Source organism: Pseudomonas sp. NFXW11, from assembly GCF_049887815.1.
GTDB lineage: Bacteria > Pseudomonadota > Gammaproteobacteria > Pseudomonadales > Pseudomonadaceae > Aquipseudomonas.
The window spans coordinates 282,931-300,118 of record NZ_JAGEKI010000002.1; the positions used below are offsets into that span (position 1 = coordinate 282,931).

Sequence of the window (17,188 nt, forward strand, 5' to 3'; positions counted from 1 at the left end):
TGGGCATTTCGACAACATGTTGCGCGTGAACAAGCTGGCTAAAACACAGTCTGTTCTGCATCGAATTTTTATTACCGAAGCGCCCGATGGCGCATCGCTACCTTGAGATAGCCGTCTCCATGTTTGGTTCCAACGACGACAAAAAGACCCCAGCCGCGGCTGGTGAAAAGAAAGGCCTGTTCGGATGGCTGCGCAGAAAGCCGCAGGAAACCGTCGTCGAACAGCCGCAAGTGCCTGTGGAGCCGGTGCCGGCTCCAGTGGTGGAAGCCGCACCGAATGTCGCTCCGGTCGAGCCGGTGGTCATGCCGTCTGCCGAACCGCTGCTGCAGCCCCAGGTCGAGCCTGCGCCGGTAGCGCTGGCAGCCCCCGAGTTGCCCTTGACGCCAAGCCCCGAGCACAAGCCCTGGCTGAACCTGCCGGTGGCGGAAGAGCCGGTGGCCCTGGTGGAGGATGTTCAGGCCGAGCACGTGGTGCCGCCGATTCCGGCCGCGCCGGTCACGGCGCCGGTGCTCGAAGCGCCAGTAGCGGCAGCGGTTTCGACTCCGGTTCAGGCTTCTGTTCCGACCCCGACCCCTGTGGTCGAGGCGGCTGCACCGGTTGCCCCGGTTTTCGTCAGCCCCGAGCCTGTGGCTCCTGCTCCTGCTCCTGCTCCTGCTCCTGCTCCTGCTCCTGCTCCTGCTCCTGCTCCGGTCGCCGAGCCTGCTCGCCCCAGCGAAGAGAGCAAGGTCGGTTTCTTTGCCCGCCTCAAGCAGGGCCTGTCCAAGACCAGCGCCAGCATCGGCGAAGGCATGGCCAGCCTGTTCCTGGGCAAGAAAGCCATCGACGACGAGCTGCTGGAAGACCTGGAAACCCGCCTGCTGACCGCCGACGTCGGGGTCGAGGCCACTTCGGTGATCATCCAGAACCTGACCCAGAAGGTGGCGCGCAAGCAGCTTACCGACTCCGATGCGCTGTACACCTCGCTGCAGGCGGAACTAACCGGCATGCTCAAGCCGGTTGAGCAGCCGCTGCAAATCGTCGCACCGAACAAACCCTTCGTGATCCTGGTAGTAGGCGTCAATGGCGCCGGTAAGACCACCACCATCGGCAAGCTGGCGAAGAAGCTGCAACTGGAAGGCAAGAAAGTCATGCTGGCCGCCGGCGACACCTTCCGTGCCGCGGCGGTGGAGCAGTTGCAGGTCTGGGGTGAGCGCAACAAGATCCCGGTGATCGCCCAGCACACCGGCGCCGACTCGGCCTCGGTGATCTTCGATGCGGTGCAGGCCGCCAAGGCCCGGGGTATCGATGTGCTGATCGCCGACACCGCCGGGCGCCTGCACACCAAGGACAACCTGATGGAAGAACTGAAGAAGGTCCGTCGGGTGATTGGCAAGCTGGATGCCGACGCGCCCCACGAAGTGCTGTTGGTGCTGGACGCCGGCACCGGCCAGAACGCCATCAACCAGGCCAAGCAGTTCAACCAAACCGTGGAATTGACCGGCCTGGCCCTGACCAAGCTCGATGGCACCGCCAAGGGCGGGGTGATCTTCGCCCTGGCCAAGCAGTTCGGCTTGCCGATCCGCTATATCGGGGTGGGCGAGGGCATCGACGATCTGCGTACCTTTGAAGCCGAACCCTTTGTCCAGGCCTTGTTTGCCGAGCGGGAGCCTTCATGATTCGTTTCGAACAGGTCGGTAAGCGCTATGCCAACGGTCACGTTGGTCTGCATGAACTGAGCTTTCGCGTTCGCCGCGGCGAATTCCTGTTTGTCACCGGCCATTCCGGCGCCGGTAAAAGCACCTTGTTGCGCCTGCTGTTGGCCATGGAGCGCCCGACCTCGGGCAAGCTGCTGCTGGCCGGGCAGGACCTGGGGCAGATCAGCAATGCGCAGATCCCCTTCCTGCGGCGACAGATCGGCGTTGTGTTCCAGAACCACCAGCTGCTGTTCGATCGCACCGTGTTCAATAACGTCGCTCTGCCGTTGCAGATTCTTGGCCTGTCCAAGGCGGAAGTCGCCAAGCGGGTGGATTCGGCCCTGGAGCGCGTGGCCCTGTCGGACAAGGCCGAGCTCTACCCTGGCGACCTGTCCACCGGCCAACAACAGCGCGTGGGCATTGCCCGGGCCATCGTCCATCGTCCGGCCTTGCTGCTGGCAGACGAACCCACGGGTAACCTCGACCCGCGTCTTGCGGCGGAAATCATGGGCGTGTTCGAAGATATCAACCGCCTGGGCACCAGCGTGCTGATCGCCAGTCACGACCTGGCGCTGATCGCGCGCATGCGCCATCGCATGTTGACCCTGCAACGCGGTCGCTTGATCGGCGACGGGGAGGCCGGCGTATGAGTGCTACACGTACCCCTAAAGTGGCGGAGCGCGTAGCGCCCAAGGCCTCCGATGCACCGCCACCGAAGAAGAAGCGCGACGAGGACGATGGTCCGGATTTCGCCACCCTGCTGCACGCCTGGGTTGAAAGCCATCGCGCCAGCCTGCTGGACAGCCTGCGGCGCCTGGGCAAGCAGCCTATCGGCAGCTTCTTTACCTGCCTGGTGATGGCCGTGGCCTTGAGCCTGCCCATGGGCCTGTCGCTGTTGCTGGGCAATGTCGAGCGCCTGGGTGGTTCCTGGCAGCGCGCGGCGCAGATTTCGCTGTACCTGGATCTTGGTGCTTCAGCCGCCGAGGGCGAGAAGCTCAGTACCGAAATCAAGGGCCTGCCCGGCGTGGCGGAGGCCGAGTTCATCAGCAAGGAACAGGCCCTGGAAGAGTTCCAGCAGCAGTCCGGGCTGGGCGAAGCCTTGCGCGAATTGCCCCACAACCCCTTGCCGGGCGTGGTGCTGGTGACCCCGAACCAGGTGGACAAGGCTGCCCTTGAAGCCTTGCGCCAGCGTTTGTCGGAGATGCCCAAGGTGCAACTGGCGCAGCTGGACCTGGTGTGGGTCGAGCGGCTGGCGGCCATCCTCAAATTGGGCGACAGGTTTGTCTTCGGCCTGACGGTACTGCTGGTTTCTGCATTACTTTTGGTGATAGGCAATACCATTCGTCTTCATATTGAAAACCGCCGCACCGAGATAGAAGTGATTAAACTCGTCGGCGGCACGGACAGTTATGTCCGGCGCCCCTTCCTCTATATGGGCGCGCTCTATGGTCTGGGTGCGGGGATTCTGTCCTGGGGGGTATTGGCGTTCGGCCTGAACTGGTTGAACGACGCGGTGATCGGCCTGGCCGGCTTGTATGGCAGTGATTTTGCCCTGGCCGGGGTGCCGGTTGCCGATGGTCTATCGCTCTTGCTAGGGGCGGTGCTGTTGGGTTATATCGGTGCGTGGATTGCGGTGGCCCGCCACCTGAGGGAGCTGGCACCGAAGTAATGTCTTTTTGCTTGTATTGACCTTTCAGCGTTTATGGGAACTTGTTTCGCGGTTCCCGGTCAATTTTCGCAGTGCTGAACTGCACGAGTTATGTGAGTCGGAGGTTTTTTCGTATGACCACTTCTTTGCAACCTGCTTACGCATTGGTTCCAGGCGCAAACCTGGAGGCTTATGTGCACACGGTGAACAGCATTCCATTGCTGACGCCGGAGCAGGAGCGTGAACTGGCCGAGAGTCTCTACTATGAGCAGGATCTTGAGGCGGCTCGGCAGATGGTGCTCGCCCACCTGCGTTTTGTCGTACATATCGCCCGCAGCTATTCCGGCTACGGGCTGGCCCAGGCCGACCTGATCCAGGAAGGCAATGTCGGCCTGATGAAAGCCGTGAAGCGCTTCAACCCCGAGATGGGGGTGCGCCTGGTGTCCTTTGCCGTGCACTGGATCAAGGCGGAGATTCACGAGTTCATCCTGCGTAACTGGCGGATTGTCAAAGTCGCGACCACCAAGGCCCAGCGCAAGCTGTTCTTCAACCTGCGCAGCCAGAAGAAGCGTCTGGCCTGGCTGAACAACGAGGAAGTCCATCGCGTGGCGGAAAGCCTTGGTGTCGAGCCTCGTGAAGTGCGCGAGATGGAAAGTCGCCTGACCGGCCAGGACATGGCCTTCGACCCGGCTGCCGAAGCCGATGACGACAGCGCCTTCCAATCGCCGGCCAACTACCTGGAAGACCACCGCTACGACCCGGCGCTGCAACTGGAAGATGCCGACTGGAGCGACAACTCCACCAGCAACCTGCACGAGGCGCTGGAAGTGCTGGACGAACGCAGCCGCGACATCCTCTACCAGCGCTGGCTGGCCGAGGAGAAAGCCACGCTGCACGACCTGGCGCAGAAGTACAACGTTTCGGCCGAGCGTATCCGCCAGTTGGAAAAGAGCGCGATGAACAAGCTCAAGCTGTCCATCGCCGCCTAAGTGTCAGGCGCCATGCAAAACGCCCCGAGATGATCGGGGCGTTTTTGTTTGTGCAGCTTTTGTAGCCGTTGCGTCCCCACGCGGTTTGCACGTTTGTCCCGCTTGGTTTCAGCGCTCCAGCGCCGCCAGCACGTGCACTGGGTCATTGTGTATGGCTCGCAGCAAGGCTCGCGCCGGTCCTTCAGGTTCGCGGCGGCCTTGCTCCCAGTTCTGCAAGGTGCCCACAGGCACATCGATGGCTTTGGCAAAACGAGCCTGGGAAAGCCCCGACGCCTGGCGGATCATTTTGACCTTGAGAGCATCGATGTGAAATTCGCGAGAGGGCGAGCGTTCTCCGCGTTGGATTTCGTCCATCTGGGTCATGCTTTCGACCAAGCGGTTGAAGAGGTTCTTTTCCATCATTGCCACTCTTTGTTGATTTCGCTGAGGATCTTTTTCTCGCTGGCTGACAGGTCGTCCTTGATGCCCTTGCGGTAGATCAGGATCAAGCGGATCTGCTGGGCCAGGGTGACGTGATAATAGATCACCCTGACTCCGCCGCTCTTGCCGCGCCCACTGGCTGTCCAGCGAACTTTCCGCAGGCCGTTGGTGCCTCGGATGACGTCACCGGCGGTTGGGTGCAATGCCAGGTACTCTTGAAATTCGCCGTAACTCTCATCGCTCAGAAGTTCCTGCAAGTCTTCCGTGAAAATAGGCGACTCGATAAAGATCATCTCTACGGTCTGTCCGTCAATGGCGTACATAGAGGCTAGTGACTGCTTGGCCAACTAGCAATATTGAGCCGACGAGACGTGACGGGAGAGGGGTCGTTTCCTGGTTTGATCGGTATGGCGATGCGGCAGGAGAGCCAATAGTTGCAAAGCGTTCGCCCTGGACCTATCCCGCCCAGGGCGCCTTGCGCGGCTGCTCCAGGCGGCTCAGGTAATCAGTCCCGCCCAGCAGGCTCATCTGCCGACGTATCCAGCCGGCGCGCTGGGCTACATAGGTGCCAGGACGCCCCGCGCTCCAGACCCTGGGGTTGGGCAGGACCGCGGCCAGCAGGCTGGCCTGCTGGCGGGACAGGTTGGCCGCGCTGACCCCGAAGTGGTGGCGGGCGGCGGCTTCGGCGCCGAACACGCCCTCGTCCCATTCGGCACTGTTGAGGTAGACCTCGAGAATCCGCTGCTTGGGCCAGAGCACCTCGATCAGTGCGGTGAACCAGGCTTCCAGGCCCTTGCGCAGGTAGCTGCGGCCCGACCACAGGAACAGGTTCTTCGAGACTTGCTGGCTCAGGGTGCTGGCGCCACGGATGCTGCCGCCACGCTCGTTGTGGGCCAGGGCGGCCTGGATGGCGTCGAAGTCGAAACCCCAATGCTCGGGGAATTTCTGGTCCTCGCTGGCGATCACCGCCAGCTTGAGGTTGTCGGAGATCTCTTCCCAGGGTGTCCAGCTACGCTGCAGGTCGATGGGGTCGCTATCGATCCAGGAATCGATCTTGCGCTCCACCATCAGGGCGGTGCCTGGTGGCGGCACGAAACGAAACAGCAGCACCAGCAGAACGCTGCCGACCACGAACCACATCAAGGCTTTTAGCAGACGACGAAACAGATAACGCAGCATAGAGATGGCTTGGCCGAACCCGTTGAGGGCGCCATTATACAGACCCTTTGCGCTGAATCTGACTGGAGTTCCTCATGTTGCGTGGCTTCCTGTTGCTGGCCGCCTTTTTCGGTTTTACCGGGGTCGCCCTTGGCGCCTTCGCCGCCCATGGCCTGAAAAACCGCCTGAGCACCGAGTACCTGGCGATTTTCCACACCGGGGTCACTTACCAACTGGTGCACGCCCTGGCTCTGTTCGGCGTTGCCCTGCTGGCCACGCAGCTTCCGGGGCGCCTGGTGGCCTGGGCCGGCGGTGCCTTCACCCTGGGCATCCTGCTGTTCTCCGGCAGCCTGTACCTGCTGACCCTGACCGGCACCAGCAAGCTGGGCATCATCACCCCCTTTGGCGGCGTGGCCTTCCTGACCGGCTGGTTCCTGCTGGGGCTGGCCGCCTGGCGTTCGCAGCTTGGCGCTTGAAATCGCAGCCTGTCGCCTGTCGCCTGTCGCCTGCAAGGTGCGGCTTGTAGCTGACCTTTAGGTCATGATCGGGCTAGAATGCTGGCCCCTAAAAATGATGGCGGCCTCGAGCATGCGCATTCAGTTGAACGGTGAATCCTTTGAATTGCCCGACGGCGCCACCGTCGCGGCCCTGCTGAACCAGCTGGACCTGAGCGGACGGCGGATCGCAGTGGAGCTCAATCTGGATATCGTTCCGCGCAGCCAGCATGGCGAAACCACCCTCAACGAGGGTGACCAGGTGGAAGTGGTCCACGCCATCGGCGGCGGCTAGCCAGCCATGTCCACAGCGCTGCTGCTGATCTGCGCAGCGCCCTGGCTCGACTCAGGGCCTTCTCACGGAGCCAATACGTTCACCGGCCCCGGATCGAGGGTCGCCCGCCCCCGGGCCTGATTCAGAATTCTGCAAGAACCTCACCCCAACAGAGGATTTCCGATGAGCAACGTTCGTAGTGACAAGCCTTTCGTCCTGGCCGGTCGGACGTACCAGTCGCGTTTGCTGGTAGGCACCGGCAAGTACCGCGACATGGAAGAAACCCGCCTGGCCATCGAGGCCTCGGGTGCCGAGATCGTCACCGTCGCCGTGCGCCGCACCAATATCGGCCAGAACCCGGGCGAACCGAACCTGCTGGATATCCTGCCGCCGGATCGCTACACCATCCTGCCCAACACTGCCGGTTGCTATGACGCGGTGGAAGCCGTGCGCACCTGCCGCCTGGCCCGTGAGCTGCTCGATGGCCACAACCTGGTGAAGCTGGAAGTGCTGGCTGACCAGAAGACCCTGTTCCCCAACGTGCTGGAAACCCTCAAGGCCGCCGAAGTGCTGGTCAAGGAAGGTTTCGACGTGATGGTCTACACCAGCGACGACCCGATCATCGCCCGCCAGCTGGCGGAGATGGGCTGCATCGCGGTGATGCCGCTGGCCGGCCTGATCGGCACCGGGTTGGGCATCTGCAACCCCTACAACCTGCAGATCATCCTCGAGGAAGCTAAGGTTCCGGTGCTGGTGGATGCCGGTGTGGGCACCGCCTCCGATGCCACCATCGCCATGGAGCTGGGGTGTGAAGCGGTGCTGATGAACTCGGCCATCGCCCACGCACAGCAACCGGTGCTGATGGCTGAAGCCATGAAACACGCGATCGTTGCGGGCCGCCTGGCGTACCTCGCCGGTCGCATGCCGAAGAAACTCTATGCCAGCGCCTCTTCGCCGCTGGATGGTCTGATCAAGTAAGAGCCATTGATGACTGAATCAAACGACACGCCAAGCCAGCCGGAAGCCGGCGACGAGCGCCAACACCGCCGCATCAAGAGTTTCGTGATGCGCGCCGGGCGCATGACCGAAGGCCAGCAACGCGGCCTGGACCAGGGCGCGCCGCTGTACGTGCTGCCCCTGGCCGATGCCCCGGTGGATTACGACCAGGTGTTTGGCCGTTCGGCGCCACGTTCCCTGGAAATCGGCTTCGGCATGGGCCACTCGCTGCTGGAAATGGCGGCGGCGGCCCCGGAGCAGGATTTCATCGGCGTGGAAGTGCACCGTCCGGGTGTCGGCGCGCTGCTCAATGGCGTGCTGACCCAGGGTTTGACCAACCTGCGGGTCTACGATTGCGACGCCATCGAAGTGCTCAACCGCTGCATCGCCGACAACAGCCTGGATCGCCTGATGCTGTTTTTCCCCGATCCGTGGCACAAGAGCCGGCACCACAAGCGCCGCATCGTCCAGGCTTCCTTCGCCGAACTGGTGCGCAGCAAGCTCAAGGTCGGCGGCGTCCTGCACATGGCCACCGACTGGGAGCCCTATGCCGAATACATGCTGGAAGTGATGAACGTCGCCCCGGGTTATCGCAACCTGGCGCAAGACGGCAAATGCGTACCGCGCCCGGCCGAACGCCCGATCACCAAGTTCGAGCGTCGTGGCGAACGCCTGGGCCATGGTGTGTGGGACCTGAAGTTCGAAAAGCTGGCCTGAGCCTGCTGTCGTAGGCGCTTGCCGGCGAAGGGGCCCTTGAGGACGCCTTCGCCAGCAAGCTGGCTCCTACAGCGCTTTGATGAAACTCACCGGCACCTGGTCGGTGAGCCACACCCCATTCTCCGCCTGATAGAACTTCAAGCCCTGGGCCTGCATGGCCTGGGCGTCGATCTGCAGGATCACCACCTTGCCGTAGCGCTGTCCCACGGCCCTGGCGGTGTCGATGTCCTGGGACAGGTGCACGTGAAGACGTGAACCCGGGATCAGCCCTTTCTCATTGATCGAATCCATGAAGCGCGTGGCGGTGCCGTGGTAGAGCACGGCGGGCGGCTGTTTTTCTTCCAGTTGCAGCTGCACGGCCTTGTTGGAGTGTCCCTGCACCGCGCGGATGCGCTGGTCGTCGGCGGACAGGGCAAAGCGTTTCTTGTCGTTGCCTTCGACCACCAGAGCGATCAGCTCCCGGGTCAATGGCCGACCGTCTCTGGCGGCACCCTCGATCAGCTGGTCGATATCGCCCCAGCCTTCGCTGTCCAGCTCCAGGCCAATGGCCTGGGGTTCGTGGCGCAGCACGTAGCTGAGGAACTTGCTGGTGTCCTCGATGATTTTCTTGCTCATGTTCATCCTTGATAGAGGTGCGGGTCAGCGACGATCCGCCACCACGCCAATCAGTACCAGCACCACCAGCAGCACCGGGGCCAGGCTGTAGTTGTTGAACTGGCTCAGGCCGCGGATGATCCACGGCGTGGCGTAGATCAGCGCCAGGCCACTGCCGACCATGCACAGCAGGGCCATCAGTGGCACGCGCAGGGCGCCGGCGATGCCGCCCAGGCGTTGCTCGACCCAGCCCTTGATGTCCGCGCCGAACAGCACCAGCAGGCAACCCACCAGCGCCAGGGCGATTTCCGAGAGGTTGCTGCGACTCCAGCGGGACACGGTGGCGAGCAGGTCGAGTACCAGATCCATGTGATTTCCTTAGATCAGAAAGTATTGCAGCAGGTCATTGAGGAAGAGCTGCCCACGGGCCGTGGCCGCCAGGCGTGACGGTTCGACCTGCAACAAGCCGCTTTGTTCGGCCTGGCGCCGGCCTTCGGCGAGGCTGGCCAGGTCGAGGCCGGTGCGTTGGGCGAACAATGCGGCGTCCACGCCATCGGTGAGGCGCAGGGCGTTCATCAGGAACTCGAACGGCAGCTCATCGTTGCCCAGGGCTTTCTCGCCGGCCTTGAACTGCTTGGCCGGGTTCAGGTAGTCCTTGGGCAGGCGGGTTTTCCAGGTGCGCAGGATGCGCCCGTCCGGGTGGCTGAGCTTGCCGTGGGCACCGGCACCAATGCCGATGAAATCACCGAAGCTCCAGTAATTCAGGTTGTGCCGCGCTGCACGGCCTGGCTGGGCGTAGGCCGAGACTTCGTACTGGGCATAGCCGTGCTCGGCCAGCAGGGCCTGCCCGGCTTCCTGGATATCCCAGAGGATGTCGTCTTCCGGCAGCAGGGGCGGCTGGTTCCAGAACACCGTGTTGGGTTCCAGGGTCAGCTGGTACCAGGACAGATGGGTGGGCTGCATGGCGATGGCCTGGCGCAAGTCGTCCAGGGCATCGTCCAGGGACTGGTCCGGCAGGCCGTGCATCAGGTCCAGGTTGAAGTTGTCGAAGCCGGCCTGGCGCGCCATGTCGGCAGCGCGTATGGCTTCGGCGCCGCTGTGGATGCGGCCCAGGGCCTGCAGCTTCTGCTCCTGGAAACTCTGGATGCCGATGGACAGGCGGTTGATCCCCAGGGCGCGATAAGCGGTGAACTTCTCCTGCTCGAAGGTCCCGGGGTTGGCTTCCAGGGTGATCTCGATGTCCGCGGCGAACGGGATGCGCTGCTCGACCCCTGCCAGCAGCCGGCCCAGGGCCTGGGCGCTGAACAGGCTCGGGGTGCCGCCGCCGAAGAAGATCGAACTCAGCTCGCGGCCGTACACCGCGTGCAGGTCCTGGTCGAGGTCGGCCAGCAGGGCGTCCACATACTCTTCTTCCGGCAGGGTCGGGCTGGCGGCGTGGGAGTTGAAGTCGCAATAGGGGCATTTGCGTACACACCACGGGATGTGGATGTACAGCGCCAGGGGCGGCAGTTGTGGCAGGGCCGCCCGGGGCGCTGGCGCGCCGCCGAGAATCAGCGGCGACGCGGACCGGTCATGACTCATTTCAGGCCCAGGCGTTGCCGCAGAATGGCCATGGCGCGAGCGCGGTGGCTGAGCTGGTTTTTCTCCACGGGGCCCAGTTCGGCGCTGGAGCAGTTGCGTTCCGGCACCCAGAACAGCGGGTCGTAGCCGAAGCCGTGTTCGCCGCTGGCCGCCGTGAGGATGCGCCCGTGCCACAGGCCTTCGCAGAGGATCGGCAAGGGGTCGTCGGCGTGTCGCACCAGGGCCAGCACGCAGACGAACTGCGCACCACGTTGCTCCTCAGGCACATCCTGCAGTACTTCAAGCAGCTTGGCGTTGTTCGCCGCATCGCCCTGGCCATCGGCGTAGCGCGCCGAGTAGATGCCCGGCGCGCCGCCGAGAAAATCCACCGCCAGGCCGGAATCGTCGGCCAGCGCCGGCAGCCCGGAAATGCGCGCCGCATTGCGCGCCTTGAGGATGGCGTTTTCGACGAACGACAGGCCGGTTTCTTCCGGCTCGACGCTGCTGAATTCGCCGATCGAGCGCAGTTGCACCGAGGCGCCGAGCATGGCCTGGAGTTCTTTGAGTTTGCCGGCGTTGTGGCTGGCCAGTACGAGTTGCGTGAGGTTCATTATTCGCCCGGGAATAGCTCTTGGTTGAAGCTGAAGCTGTTGGTGTCGCCTGCAGCCTGCACGGTGATGTTGAAGGTGCGGTTTTCCTGCTGCTCCACCGGGAACTGGGCGATGTAGTAGATCGCGCCCTGCTCGGTGATCTGGCGGAAGTTCAGCGGGATGCTCTTGCTGGTCAGGTCCTTGACCGTGCCGCTGACCTGGCCGACCAGCGGCTTGCCGTCCTTGATCAGCGAGACGTTGATCACGCCCTGGTTCTTGCTCCGCACCAGTTCCGCGGCCCGCGCGATGTCAGGCTGCAGGTAGGTGGAGTTGAAGGTGTTGTAGTGCACGGTGAGGTCGCCGAAGACTTCCTTGCGCTCGCCTTTGATCGGGTCTGCCGCCAGTGCGCTGAAGCTCAAGCAGGCGGCCAGTAGAAAAGTAGCCAGACGTCCCATGATCGTTCTCCTTACAGATGCCAGGTGGTTTATACCGCGACCTTGTGATCCAGCAGACCGGGGCTGCTGACGCGGTAGATGCCGATCTCTCCTAAGAGATTAGGCCATAGCTTACTGGCCCACCCATGGCGGTGCTGTTGATCGACGGCAAGGCGGTTGATCACCCGGGCTTCACGCTCGCGGCACAGTTCCTCGAAGTCTTCGAAGGTGCAGAAGTGAATGTTCGGGGTGTTGTACCAGGTGTACGGGAGGAATTCGGACACCGGCATGCGGCCCTTGCTGGCCAGGTACCAGCGGCAGCGCCAGTGACCGAAGTTGGGGAAGGTGATGATGCACTGGCGGCCGACCCGAAGCATTTCATCGAGGATCTTGTCCGGGTAGTGCACGGCCTGCAGGGCCTGGGTCATGACCACGATATCGAAGCTGTTGCTGGCGAAGTTGCCCAGGCCCTTGTCCAGGTCCTGCTCGATCACGTTGATGCCCTTGGCCACGCACTCGGCAATGTTGTCGGCGTCGTTTTCCAGGCCATAGCCGGTCACTTGCTTGTGTTCCTGCAGCCAGCTCAGCAGTTCGCCGTTGCCGCAGCCCAAGTCGAGGACGCGGCTGCCGGCGGGGATCCATTCCTGGATGATTTCCAGATCGGCTCTCATCGTGTCCTCACAAGGTAATGCGGTTCATATAGTGGCTGAAGGCCTGCAAGTAGCGCGGGATCGGGATCAGGAAGGCGTCGTGCCCCTGTGGCGCATCGATCTCCAGGTAGCAGACGTCCTTGCGGGCGGCCATCAGTGCGTCCACCAGTTCCCGGGAACGGGCCGGTGAGAAGCGCCAGTCGGTGGTGAAGGACATCACGCAGAACTTGGCAGTGGCGTTGGCAAAGGTCTTGGCCAGGTCGTCGTTGCAGTGCGCCGCCGGGTCGAAGTAGTCCAGGGCCTTGGTCATCAGCAGGTAGGTGTTGGCGTCGAAACGCCCGGAAAACTCCTCGCCCTGATAGCGCAGGTAGCTTTCCACCTGGAACTCGACGTTGTGGAAGTCGTAGTTGAGTTTCTCGTTCTTCAGGCCACGGCCGAATTTCTCGCCCATGGAGTCGTCGGACAGGTAGGTGATATGCCCCACCATCCGCGCCAGCATCAGCCCGCGCTTGGGGATCACCCCCTGTTCCTGGAACGAGCCGCCGTGGAATTCCGGGTCGGTGAGGATCGCCTGGCGTGCCACTTCGTTGAAGGCGATGTTCTGCGCCGACAGCTTGGGCGCCGAGGCGATGGCCAGGCAATGGCGCACCCGGTCCGGGTAGGTGATGGTCCATTGCAGGGCCTGCATGCCGCCCAGGCTGCCGCCGATCACCGCGGCCCACTGCTTGATGCCCAGGCGATCGGCCAGGCGTGCCTGGCTGTGCACCCAGTCTTCCACGGTGAGCACCGGGAAATCGGCGCCGAACGGCTTGCCGGTGTCCGGGTTGAGGCTGCTGGGGCCGGTGGAACCGTTGCAACCGCCGAGGTTGTTGAGGCTGACCACGAAGAACTTGTTGGTGTCGATTGGCTTGCCGGGGCCGATGCAGCTGTCCCACCAACCGGGCTTGCGGTCGTCGGGGCTGTGATAGCCGGCAGCGTGATGATGGCCGGACAGCGCATGGCAGATCAGCACCGCATTGCTGGCGCTGGCATTGAGCTGGCCATAGGTTTCATAGATCAGGTCGTAGGCCGGCAGCGCGCGCCCGCAGGCCAGGGCCAGAGGGTCGCTGAAGTGCGCTATTTGCGGTGTGACCAGCCCAACGGAATCTGGGGGGAAGGCAGTTGGCATCGACCCTGCTCTCATTTAAATGAGGCGTAAGTCTAAAGACCGCTGCCCCCAGCGGCAAGCAAAGCCCGGGGCTGTATTGCCTTGGGCAAAGGGCGGGGCGGTTCGCTGGCAAGCCAGCTCCTACAGGCGAAGCGGGGTGTAGGAGCCGGCTTGCCGGCGAATCAGGCCGGGCGTGTCAGCCCGGGCAGTTCCGGCAGCTTCTTCGGTGCTTGCAGGCGCACCCGCTTCTGCCGATTCAACTCGCCACTGACCAGGCTGACATGGCTCTTGGGAATGCCGAAGGCCTTGGCCAGGAACGCCATCAGGTGGGCATTGGCCTTGCCTTCCACCGGCGGCGCGGTAAGGCGGATCTTCAAGCGGTCGCCGTGCAGGCCAGCGAACTCATCGCTGCTGGCCTTGGGTTGCAGGTGGCAATCGAGCAGCAGATCGTCACCGTCCCAGCGGTAATAGCTCATCAGATCAGCCCGAACAGCTCACGGGGCATGAAGGTGTAGAAGGCCATGCGTGGAATCAGCCACTGCTGCAGCAGCTGGATCACGATAAAGGCCAGGATCGGCGAGATATCCAGGCCGCCCAGGTTCGGCACTATGCGGCGGAACGGCGCCAGGAAGGGCTCGCTGATCTGGTAGGCCAGCTCGGCGCCCGGGCTCTGGCTGCCGGGGGCGACCCAGGACAGGATCACGCTGATGATCATGGCGAAGAACCATACCTTGAGCAGCAGGGCGAAAATGCCGATCGGTGCCCAGAGCAGCAACCCGAGGACGTTGAAGGGGATGTAGCTGAGGGTGAGGATGATGGCGAACAGCAGCATCTGCACGATCAGCGCCAGTACCAGCGACGACAGGTCCAGGCCGAACACGCTGGGAATCACCCGGCGCATGGGTTTGAGCAGGGGCTGGGTGGCGCGCACGATGAACTGGCAGATCGGGTTGTAGAAGTTGGCCCGTACCACTTGCAGGATGAAGCGCAGCAGGACCACCAGCAGATACAGGCTGCCCAGGGTCTGAATCACGAAAATGGCAGCGTCGTTGAGTCCGAACATTATGGGTTCCTTGGTAAGGGCGAGTTAACGACCGAGTTGTTCGGCCATTTCAGCCGAGCGCTGCGCGGCGGCAGCCAATGCTTGTTCCACCAGGGCTTCGAAGCCGTTGGCCTGGAACGATTTGATCGCAGCTTCCGTGGTGCCGGCCGGCGAGGTCACGCGGCGGCGCAGTTCGGCGGCGTCGACATCGCTGGCAACCGCCATCTGGGCTGCGCCCAAGGCAGTCTGCAGGGTCAGCTGGGCGGCGGTTTCCCGAGGCAGGCCGAGCTTCTCGCCGGCGGCGGTCATGGCTTCGATCAGCAGGAAGAAGTACGCCGGGCCGCTGCCGGAGACGGCGGTTACCGCATCCAGCTGCTGCTCCTGCTCCAGCCACAGGGCGATGCCCACGGCGGACAGCAGTTCTTCGGCTTGCTGGCGTTGCTCGGCGCTCACCCGGGCGGTGGCGTACAGGCCGCTGACACCCTGGCGCAGCAGTGCCGGGGTGTTGGGCATGCAGCGCACAATGGGCTGCTCGCCGAGCCAGTTGGCCATGCTGGCGCAGGTGATGCCGGCGGCGATCGACACCACCAGCTGATGGGCCTGCAGGCTCGGGCGCAGGGCCTCGCACACGGCCTTCATGGCCTGGGGCTTGACCGCCAGCACTATCACTTCGACGCCGTCGATGGCCTCGGCGTTATCGGCAAATACCTGGATGCCATGTTCGGCAGCCACCTTGGCCCGGGTCTCGGCGCCGGGGTCGCTGGCGCGGATCTGCGAAGCCTCCAGGCCCTTGGCCCGCAGGCCGCCGATGAGGCTGGCCGCCATGTTGCCGGCACCGATAAAAGCGATACGTGTGGTGTTCATGACAGGTCCTTATAAGAGGTCGGTGTCAGTCGCATCAGGACTGACTGTAGTCGCGGGCGCCAAACAGCGCGGTGCCGATCCGCACCCAGGTGGCGCCTTGGGCGATGGCCGCTTCGAGGTCGTGGCTCATGCCCATGGAAAGGGTATCCAGGGGCAGCTTGAGGCTGCCCTGCAGGTCGTTGCTCAAGGCTTGCACCGCGGCGAAGGCCGCCTCCTGCTCCGCACGCTCCTCGGTGGGCTCGGGAATCGCCATCAAACCTCGCAGGCGCAGGCGTGGCAGGGCGCTGATGGCGCTGGCCAGGGCTGGCAGGTCGGCCGGAGTGCAGCCGGACTTGCTGGCCTCGCCGCTGACATTCACCTGGATGCAGATGTTCAGCGGCGGCAGCTCGGCAGGGCGTTGCTCGGACAGGCGTTGGGCGATTTTCAAGCGATCCACGGAGTGCACCCAGGCAAAGTGCTCGGCGATGGCACGAGTCTTGTTCGACTGAATGGGGCCGATGAAGTGCCAACTCAAGGGCAGGTCGGCCAGTTCCTGTTGTTTGCCCAGGGCTTCCTGCAGGTAGTTCTCGCCGAAATCCACCAAGCCGGCGGCATGCGCCTGGCGCAGGTCGGCGGCGGGCTTGGTCTTGCTCACGGCCAGTAGCCGGACGCTGGCCGGATCACGCTGTACGGCCTGGCAGGCGCTGCGGATGCGCTCGGCGAGCTGGGCGATGTTGTCTGCTATCGTGGACATTCGATTTCATCTCAAAAGTACCGGCGGCCTTGGCTGCCGGCTGCCGCGTGAATCCACCAGACCCTCAACCGCCACCGGCCCGAGCAGCGCTCAAGGGCCGTGGCAGGTATCGCCTTTATGGGGCTGGCGGGTCTGAAGCTCGCGGCATTCTACTGGAATTGGGGGGCTCTATGGATATCGACGAACTCCTGCGCTTGAGCGTTTCCCGGGGCGCCAGCGACCTGCATCTGTCGGCCGGGCTGGCGCCGCTGCTGCGTATCGATGGCGAGATTCGCCCGCTGCCGGCACCGCCGCTGGAGCCGCAGCAGGTGCTGGGCCTGATTCACGGGCTGATGAGCGAGCCACAGCGGCAGGCGTTCGCCAGCCAGCAGGACCTGGATTTCGCCTATGAACTGCCGGGTGTGGCCAGGTTCCGGGTCAACGCCTTTGTGCATTCCCGAGGCACTGGGGCGGTGCTGCGGCTGATCCCGTCCCGCATGCTAAGCCTGGCCGAGTTGGGCCTGGGGCAAGTGTTTCAGCAGATTGCCGAAATGCCCCGTGGGCTGGTGCTGGTCACCGGCCCCACCGGCAGCGGCAAGTCCACCACCCTGGCGGCGCTGATCGACCACCTGAACCGGCACCGGCAGCAACATATCCTCACCATCGAGGACCCCATAGAGTTCATTCATCCGCAGCACAACTGCCTGATTCACCAGCGTGAGGTGCAGCGCGATACCCAGAGTTTCGCCACGGCCCTGCGCGCGGCCCTGCGGGAAGACCCGGACGTGATCCTGCTGGGCGAGCTGCGGGACCTGGAAAGCATCCGCCTGGCCCTCACCGCTGCGGAAACCGGGCACCTGGTGTTCGCCACCCTGCACGCTGCATCGGCGGCCAAGGCCATCGACCGGCTGGTGGATGTATTTCCGGGAGAGGAGAAGGCCCTGGTGCGCTCGATGCTGGCCGAATCGCTGCAGGCGGTGATTGCCCAGGTGCTGTTGCCGAAAGTCGGTGGCGGCCGGGTCGCGGCGCATGAAGTGCTGCTGGGCAGTGCGGCGATTCGCAACCTGATTCGCGAGGGCCGGGTGGCGCAGATCTATTCGGCGATCCAGACCGGCGGGGCCCAGGGCATGTGCACCCTGGACATGAGCCTCAAGGCATTGCTCGGGCAGGGGCTGATCAGCCCTGAACGGGCGCGGGAGCAGGCGCGCCTGCCGGAGAGTTTTTGA

At 63.5% G+C, this 17,188-nt stretch carries 23 protein-coding genes; 9 read left to right on the forward strand and 14 right to left on the reverse strand.

Going from position 1 to position 17,188, the window contains the following annotated elements; genetic code table 11:
* The first annotated feature begins 119 nt into the window (after positions 1 to 119).
* The 4 genes from ftsY to rpoH all read left to right on the forward strand — a co-directional run bounded on the left by ftsY (position 120) and on the right by rpoH (position 4,310).
* Positions 120 to 1,655, forward strand: coding sequence for a signal recognition particle-docking protein FtsY (gene ftsY / locus J4P02_RS04545; protein ID WP_426188195.1), 1,536 nt, complete (start codon positions 120 to 122; stop codon positions 1,653 to 1,655).
* On the forward strand, positions 1,652 to 2,323 hold the full coding sequence (ftsE, locus tag J4P02_RS04550; protein ID WP_426188197.1) for a cell division ATP-binding protein FtsE: 672 nt from the start codon (positions 1,652 to 1,654) through the stop codon (positions 2,321 to 2,323). The genes ftsY and ftsE overlap by 4 nt, the downstream gene beginning before the upstream one ends.
* Entirely contained in the window at positions 2,320 to 3,342 is a 1,023-nt protein-coding gene (ftsX, locus tag J4P02_RS04555) for a permease-like cell division protein FtsX (protein ID WP_426188200.1), read from the forward strand. The genes ftsE and ftsX overlap by 4 nt, the downstream gene beginning before the upstream one ends.
* Positions 3,343 to 3,455: 113 nt before the next feature.
* The gene (rpoH, locus tag J4P02_RS04560) at positions 3,456 to 4,310 is read left to right on the forward strand and encodes an RNA polymerase sigma factor RpoH (protein WP_011064028.1); all 855 of its coding nucleotides are present in this window, start codon (positions 3,456 to 3,458) and stop codon (positions 4,308 to 4,310) included.
* Between the two features lie 108 nt (positions 4,311 to 4,418).
* Here rpoH and J4P02_RS04565 read toward each other — a convergent pair whose 3' ends face one another.
* The 3 genes from J4P02_RS04565 to mtgA form a co-directional block, all read right to left on the reverse strand.
* A complete protein-coding gene (locus J4P02_RS04565) occupies positions 4,419 to 4,709 on the reverse strand; it encodes a helix-turn-helix domain-containing protein (protein WP_426188203.1) in 291 nt (96 codons plus the stop codon).
* Complete coding sequence (locus J4P02_RS04570; protein ID WP_426188621.1) at positions 4,709 to 5,023, reverse strand: hypothetical protein; 315 nt, start codon at positions 5,021 to 5,023, stop codon at positions 4,709 to 4,711. Before J4P02_RS04570 ends, J4P02_RS04565 begins: the two co-directional genes overlap by 1 nt.
* Positions 5,024 to 5,186: 163 nt before the next feature.
* Positions 5,187 to 5,909 (reverse strand): monofunctional biosynthetic peptidoglycan transglycosylase, encoded by a 723-nt coding sequence (gene mtgA / locus J4P02_RS04575; RefSeq protein ID WP_426188205.1) that lies wholly within the window; start codon positions 5,907 to 5,909, stop codon positions 5,187 to 5,189.
* Positions 5,910 to 5,983: 74 nt separating this feature from the next.
* Between mtgA and J4P02_RS04580 the strand changes: the two genes are divergently transcribed.
* The 4 genes from J4P02_RS04580 to trmB all read left to right on the forward strand — a co-directional run bounded on the left by J4P02_RS04580 (position 5,984) and on the right by trmB (position 8,369).
* A complete protein-coding gene (locus J4P02_RS04580; RefSeq protein ID WP_426188207.1) occupies positions 5,984 to 6,364 on the forward strand; it encodes a DUF423 domain-containing protein in 381 nt (126 codons plus the stop codon).
* Positions 6,365 to 6,476: 112 nt separating this feature from the next.
* On the forward strand, positions 6,477 to 6,677 hold the full coding sequence (gene thiS, locus J4P02_RS04585; RefSeq protein ID WP_426188210.1) for a sulfur carrier protein ThiS: 201 nt from the start codon (positions 6,477 to 6,479) through the stop codon (positions 6,675 to 6,677).
* Positions 6,678 to 6,839: 162 nt separating this feature from the next.
* Positions 6,840 to 7,634, forward strand: coding sequence for a thiazole synthase (locus J4P02_RS04590; protein WP_007921204.1), 795 nt, complete (start codon positions 6,840 to 6,842; stop codon positions 7,632 to 7,634).
* Between the two features lie 9 nt (positions 7,635 to 7,643).
* Positions 7,644 to 8,369 carry a tRNA (guanosine(46)-N7)-methyltransferase TrmB gene (gene trmB / locus J4P02_RS04595; RefSeq protein ID WP_426188213.1) on the forward strand — a complete coding sequence of 242 codons (726 nt, stop codon included), beginning with the start codon at positions 7,644 to 7,646 and terminating at the stop codon, positions 8,367 to 8,369.
* Positions 8,370 to 8,435: 66 nt separating this feature from the next.
* Here trmB and J4P02_RS04600 read toward each other — a convergent pair whose 3' ends face one another.
* The 11 genes from J4P02_RS04600 to J4P02_RS04650 all read right to left on the reverse strand — a co-directional run bounded on the left by J4P02_RS04600 (position 8,436) and on the right by J4P02_RS04650 (position 15,983).
* Complete coding sequence (locus J4P02_RS04600; protein ID WP_426188215.1) at positions 8,436 to 8,984, reverse strand: RNA 2'-phosphotransferase; 549 nt, start codon at positions 8,982 to 8,984, stop codon at positions 8,436 to 8,438.
* A 24-nt stretch (positions 8,985 to 9,008) separates the two neighbouring features.
* Positions 9,009 to 9,332, reverse strand: a complete 324-nt coding sequence (locus tag J4P02_RS04605; RefSeq protein ID WP_426188218.1) for a DUF3392 domain-containing protein — start codon at positions 9,330 to 9,332, stop codon at positions 9,009 to 9,011.
* A gap of 9 nt (positions 9,333 to 9,341) precedes the next feature.
* The gene (gene hemW, locus J4P02_RS04610) at positions 9,342 to 10,544 is read right to left on the reverse strand and encodes a radical SAM family heme chaperone HemW (protein ID WP_426188220.1); all 1,203 of its coding nucleotides are present in this window, start codon (positions 10,542 to 10,544) and stop codon (positions 9,342 to 9,344) included.
* Positions 10,541 to 11,137 carry an RdgB/HAM1 family non-canonical purine NTP pyrophosphatase gene (gene rdgB / locus J4P02_RS04615; protein WP_426188622.1) on the reverse strand — a complete coding sequence of 199 codons (597 nt, stop codon included), beginning with the start codon at positions 11,135 to 11,137 and terminating at the stop codon, positions 10,541 to 10,543. Before rdgB ends, hemW begins: the two co-directional genes overlap by 4 nt.
* Entirely contained in the window at positions 11,134 to 11,568 is a 435-nt protein-coding gene (locus tag J4P02_RS04620) for a DUF4426 domain-containing protein (protein WP_426188223.1), read from the reverse strand. Before J4P02_RS04620 ends, rdgB begins: the two co-directional genes overlap by 4 nt.
* A 29-nt stretch (positions 11,569 to 11,597) precedes the next feature.
* Positions 11,598 to 12,218: a methionine biosynthesis protein MetW gene (gene metW, locus J4P02_RS04625; protein ID WP_426188225.1), complete on the reverse strand. Its 621-nt coding sequence runs from the start codon at positions 12,216 to 12,218 to the stop codon at positions 11,598 to 11,600.
* A 7-nt stretch (positions 12,219 to 12,225) separates the two neighbouring features.
* Positions 12,226 to 13,365, reverse strand: coding sequence for a homoserine O-succinyltransferase MetX (gene metX / locus J4P02_RS04630; RefSeq protein WP_426188228.1), 1,140 nt, complete (start codon positions 13,363 to 13,365; stop codon positions 12,226 to 12,228).
* Between the two features lie 161 nt (positions 13,366 to 13,526).
* The gene (locus J4P02_RS04635) at positions 13,527 to 13,820 is read right to left on the reverse strand and encodes a DUF167 domain-containing protein (RefSeq protein ID WP_426188230.1); all 294 of its coding nucleotides are present in this window, start codon (positions 13,818 to 13,820) and stop codon (positions 13,527 to 13,529) included.
* On the reverse strand, positions 13,820 to 14,407 hold the full coding sequence (locus J4P02_RS04640) for a YggT family protein (protein ID WP_426188232.1): 588 nt from the start codon (positions 14,405 to 14,407) through the stop codon (positions 13,820 to 13,822). Before J4P02_RS04640 ends, J4P02_RS04635 begins: the two co-directional genes overlap by 1 nt.
* A 24-nt stretch (positions 14,408 to 14,431) precedes the next feature.
* Positions 14,432 to 15,250 carry a pyrroline-5-carboxylate reductase gene (proC, locus tag J4P02_RS04645; protein WP_426188234.1) on the reverse strand — a complete coding sequence of 273 codons (819 nt, stop codon included), beginning with the start codon at positions 15,248 to 15,250 and terminating at the stop codon, positions 14,432 to 14,434.
* Positions 15,251 to 15,284: 34 nt separating this feature from the next.
* Positions 15,285 to 15,983 carry a YggS family pyridoxal phosphate-dependent enzyme gene (locus tag J4P02_RS04650; protein ID WP_426188236.1) on the reverse strand — a complete coding sequence of 233 codons (699 nt, stop codon included), beginning with the start codon at positions 15,981 to 15,983 and terminating at the stop codon, positions 15,285 to 15,287.
* 170 nt (positions 15,984 to 16,153) lie between these two features.
* Between J4P02_RS04650 and J4P02_RS04655 the strand changes: the two genes are divergently transcribed.
* Positions 16,154 to 17,188 carry a type IV pilus twitching motility protein PilT gene (locus J4P02_RS04655; protein ID WP_426188238.1) on the forward strand — a complete coding sequence of 345 codons (1,035 nt, stop codon included), beginning with the start codon at positions 16,154 to 16,156 and terminating at the stop codon, positions 17,186 to 17,188.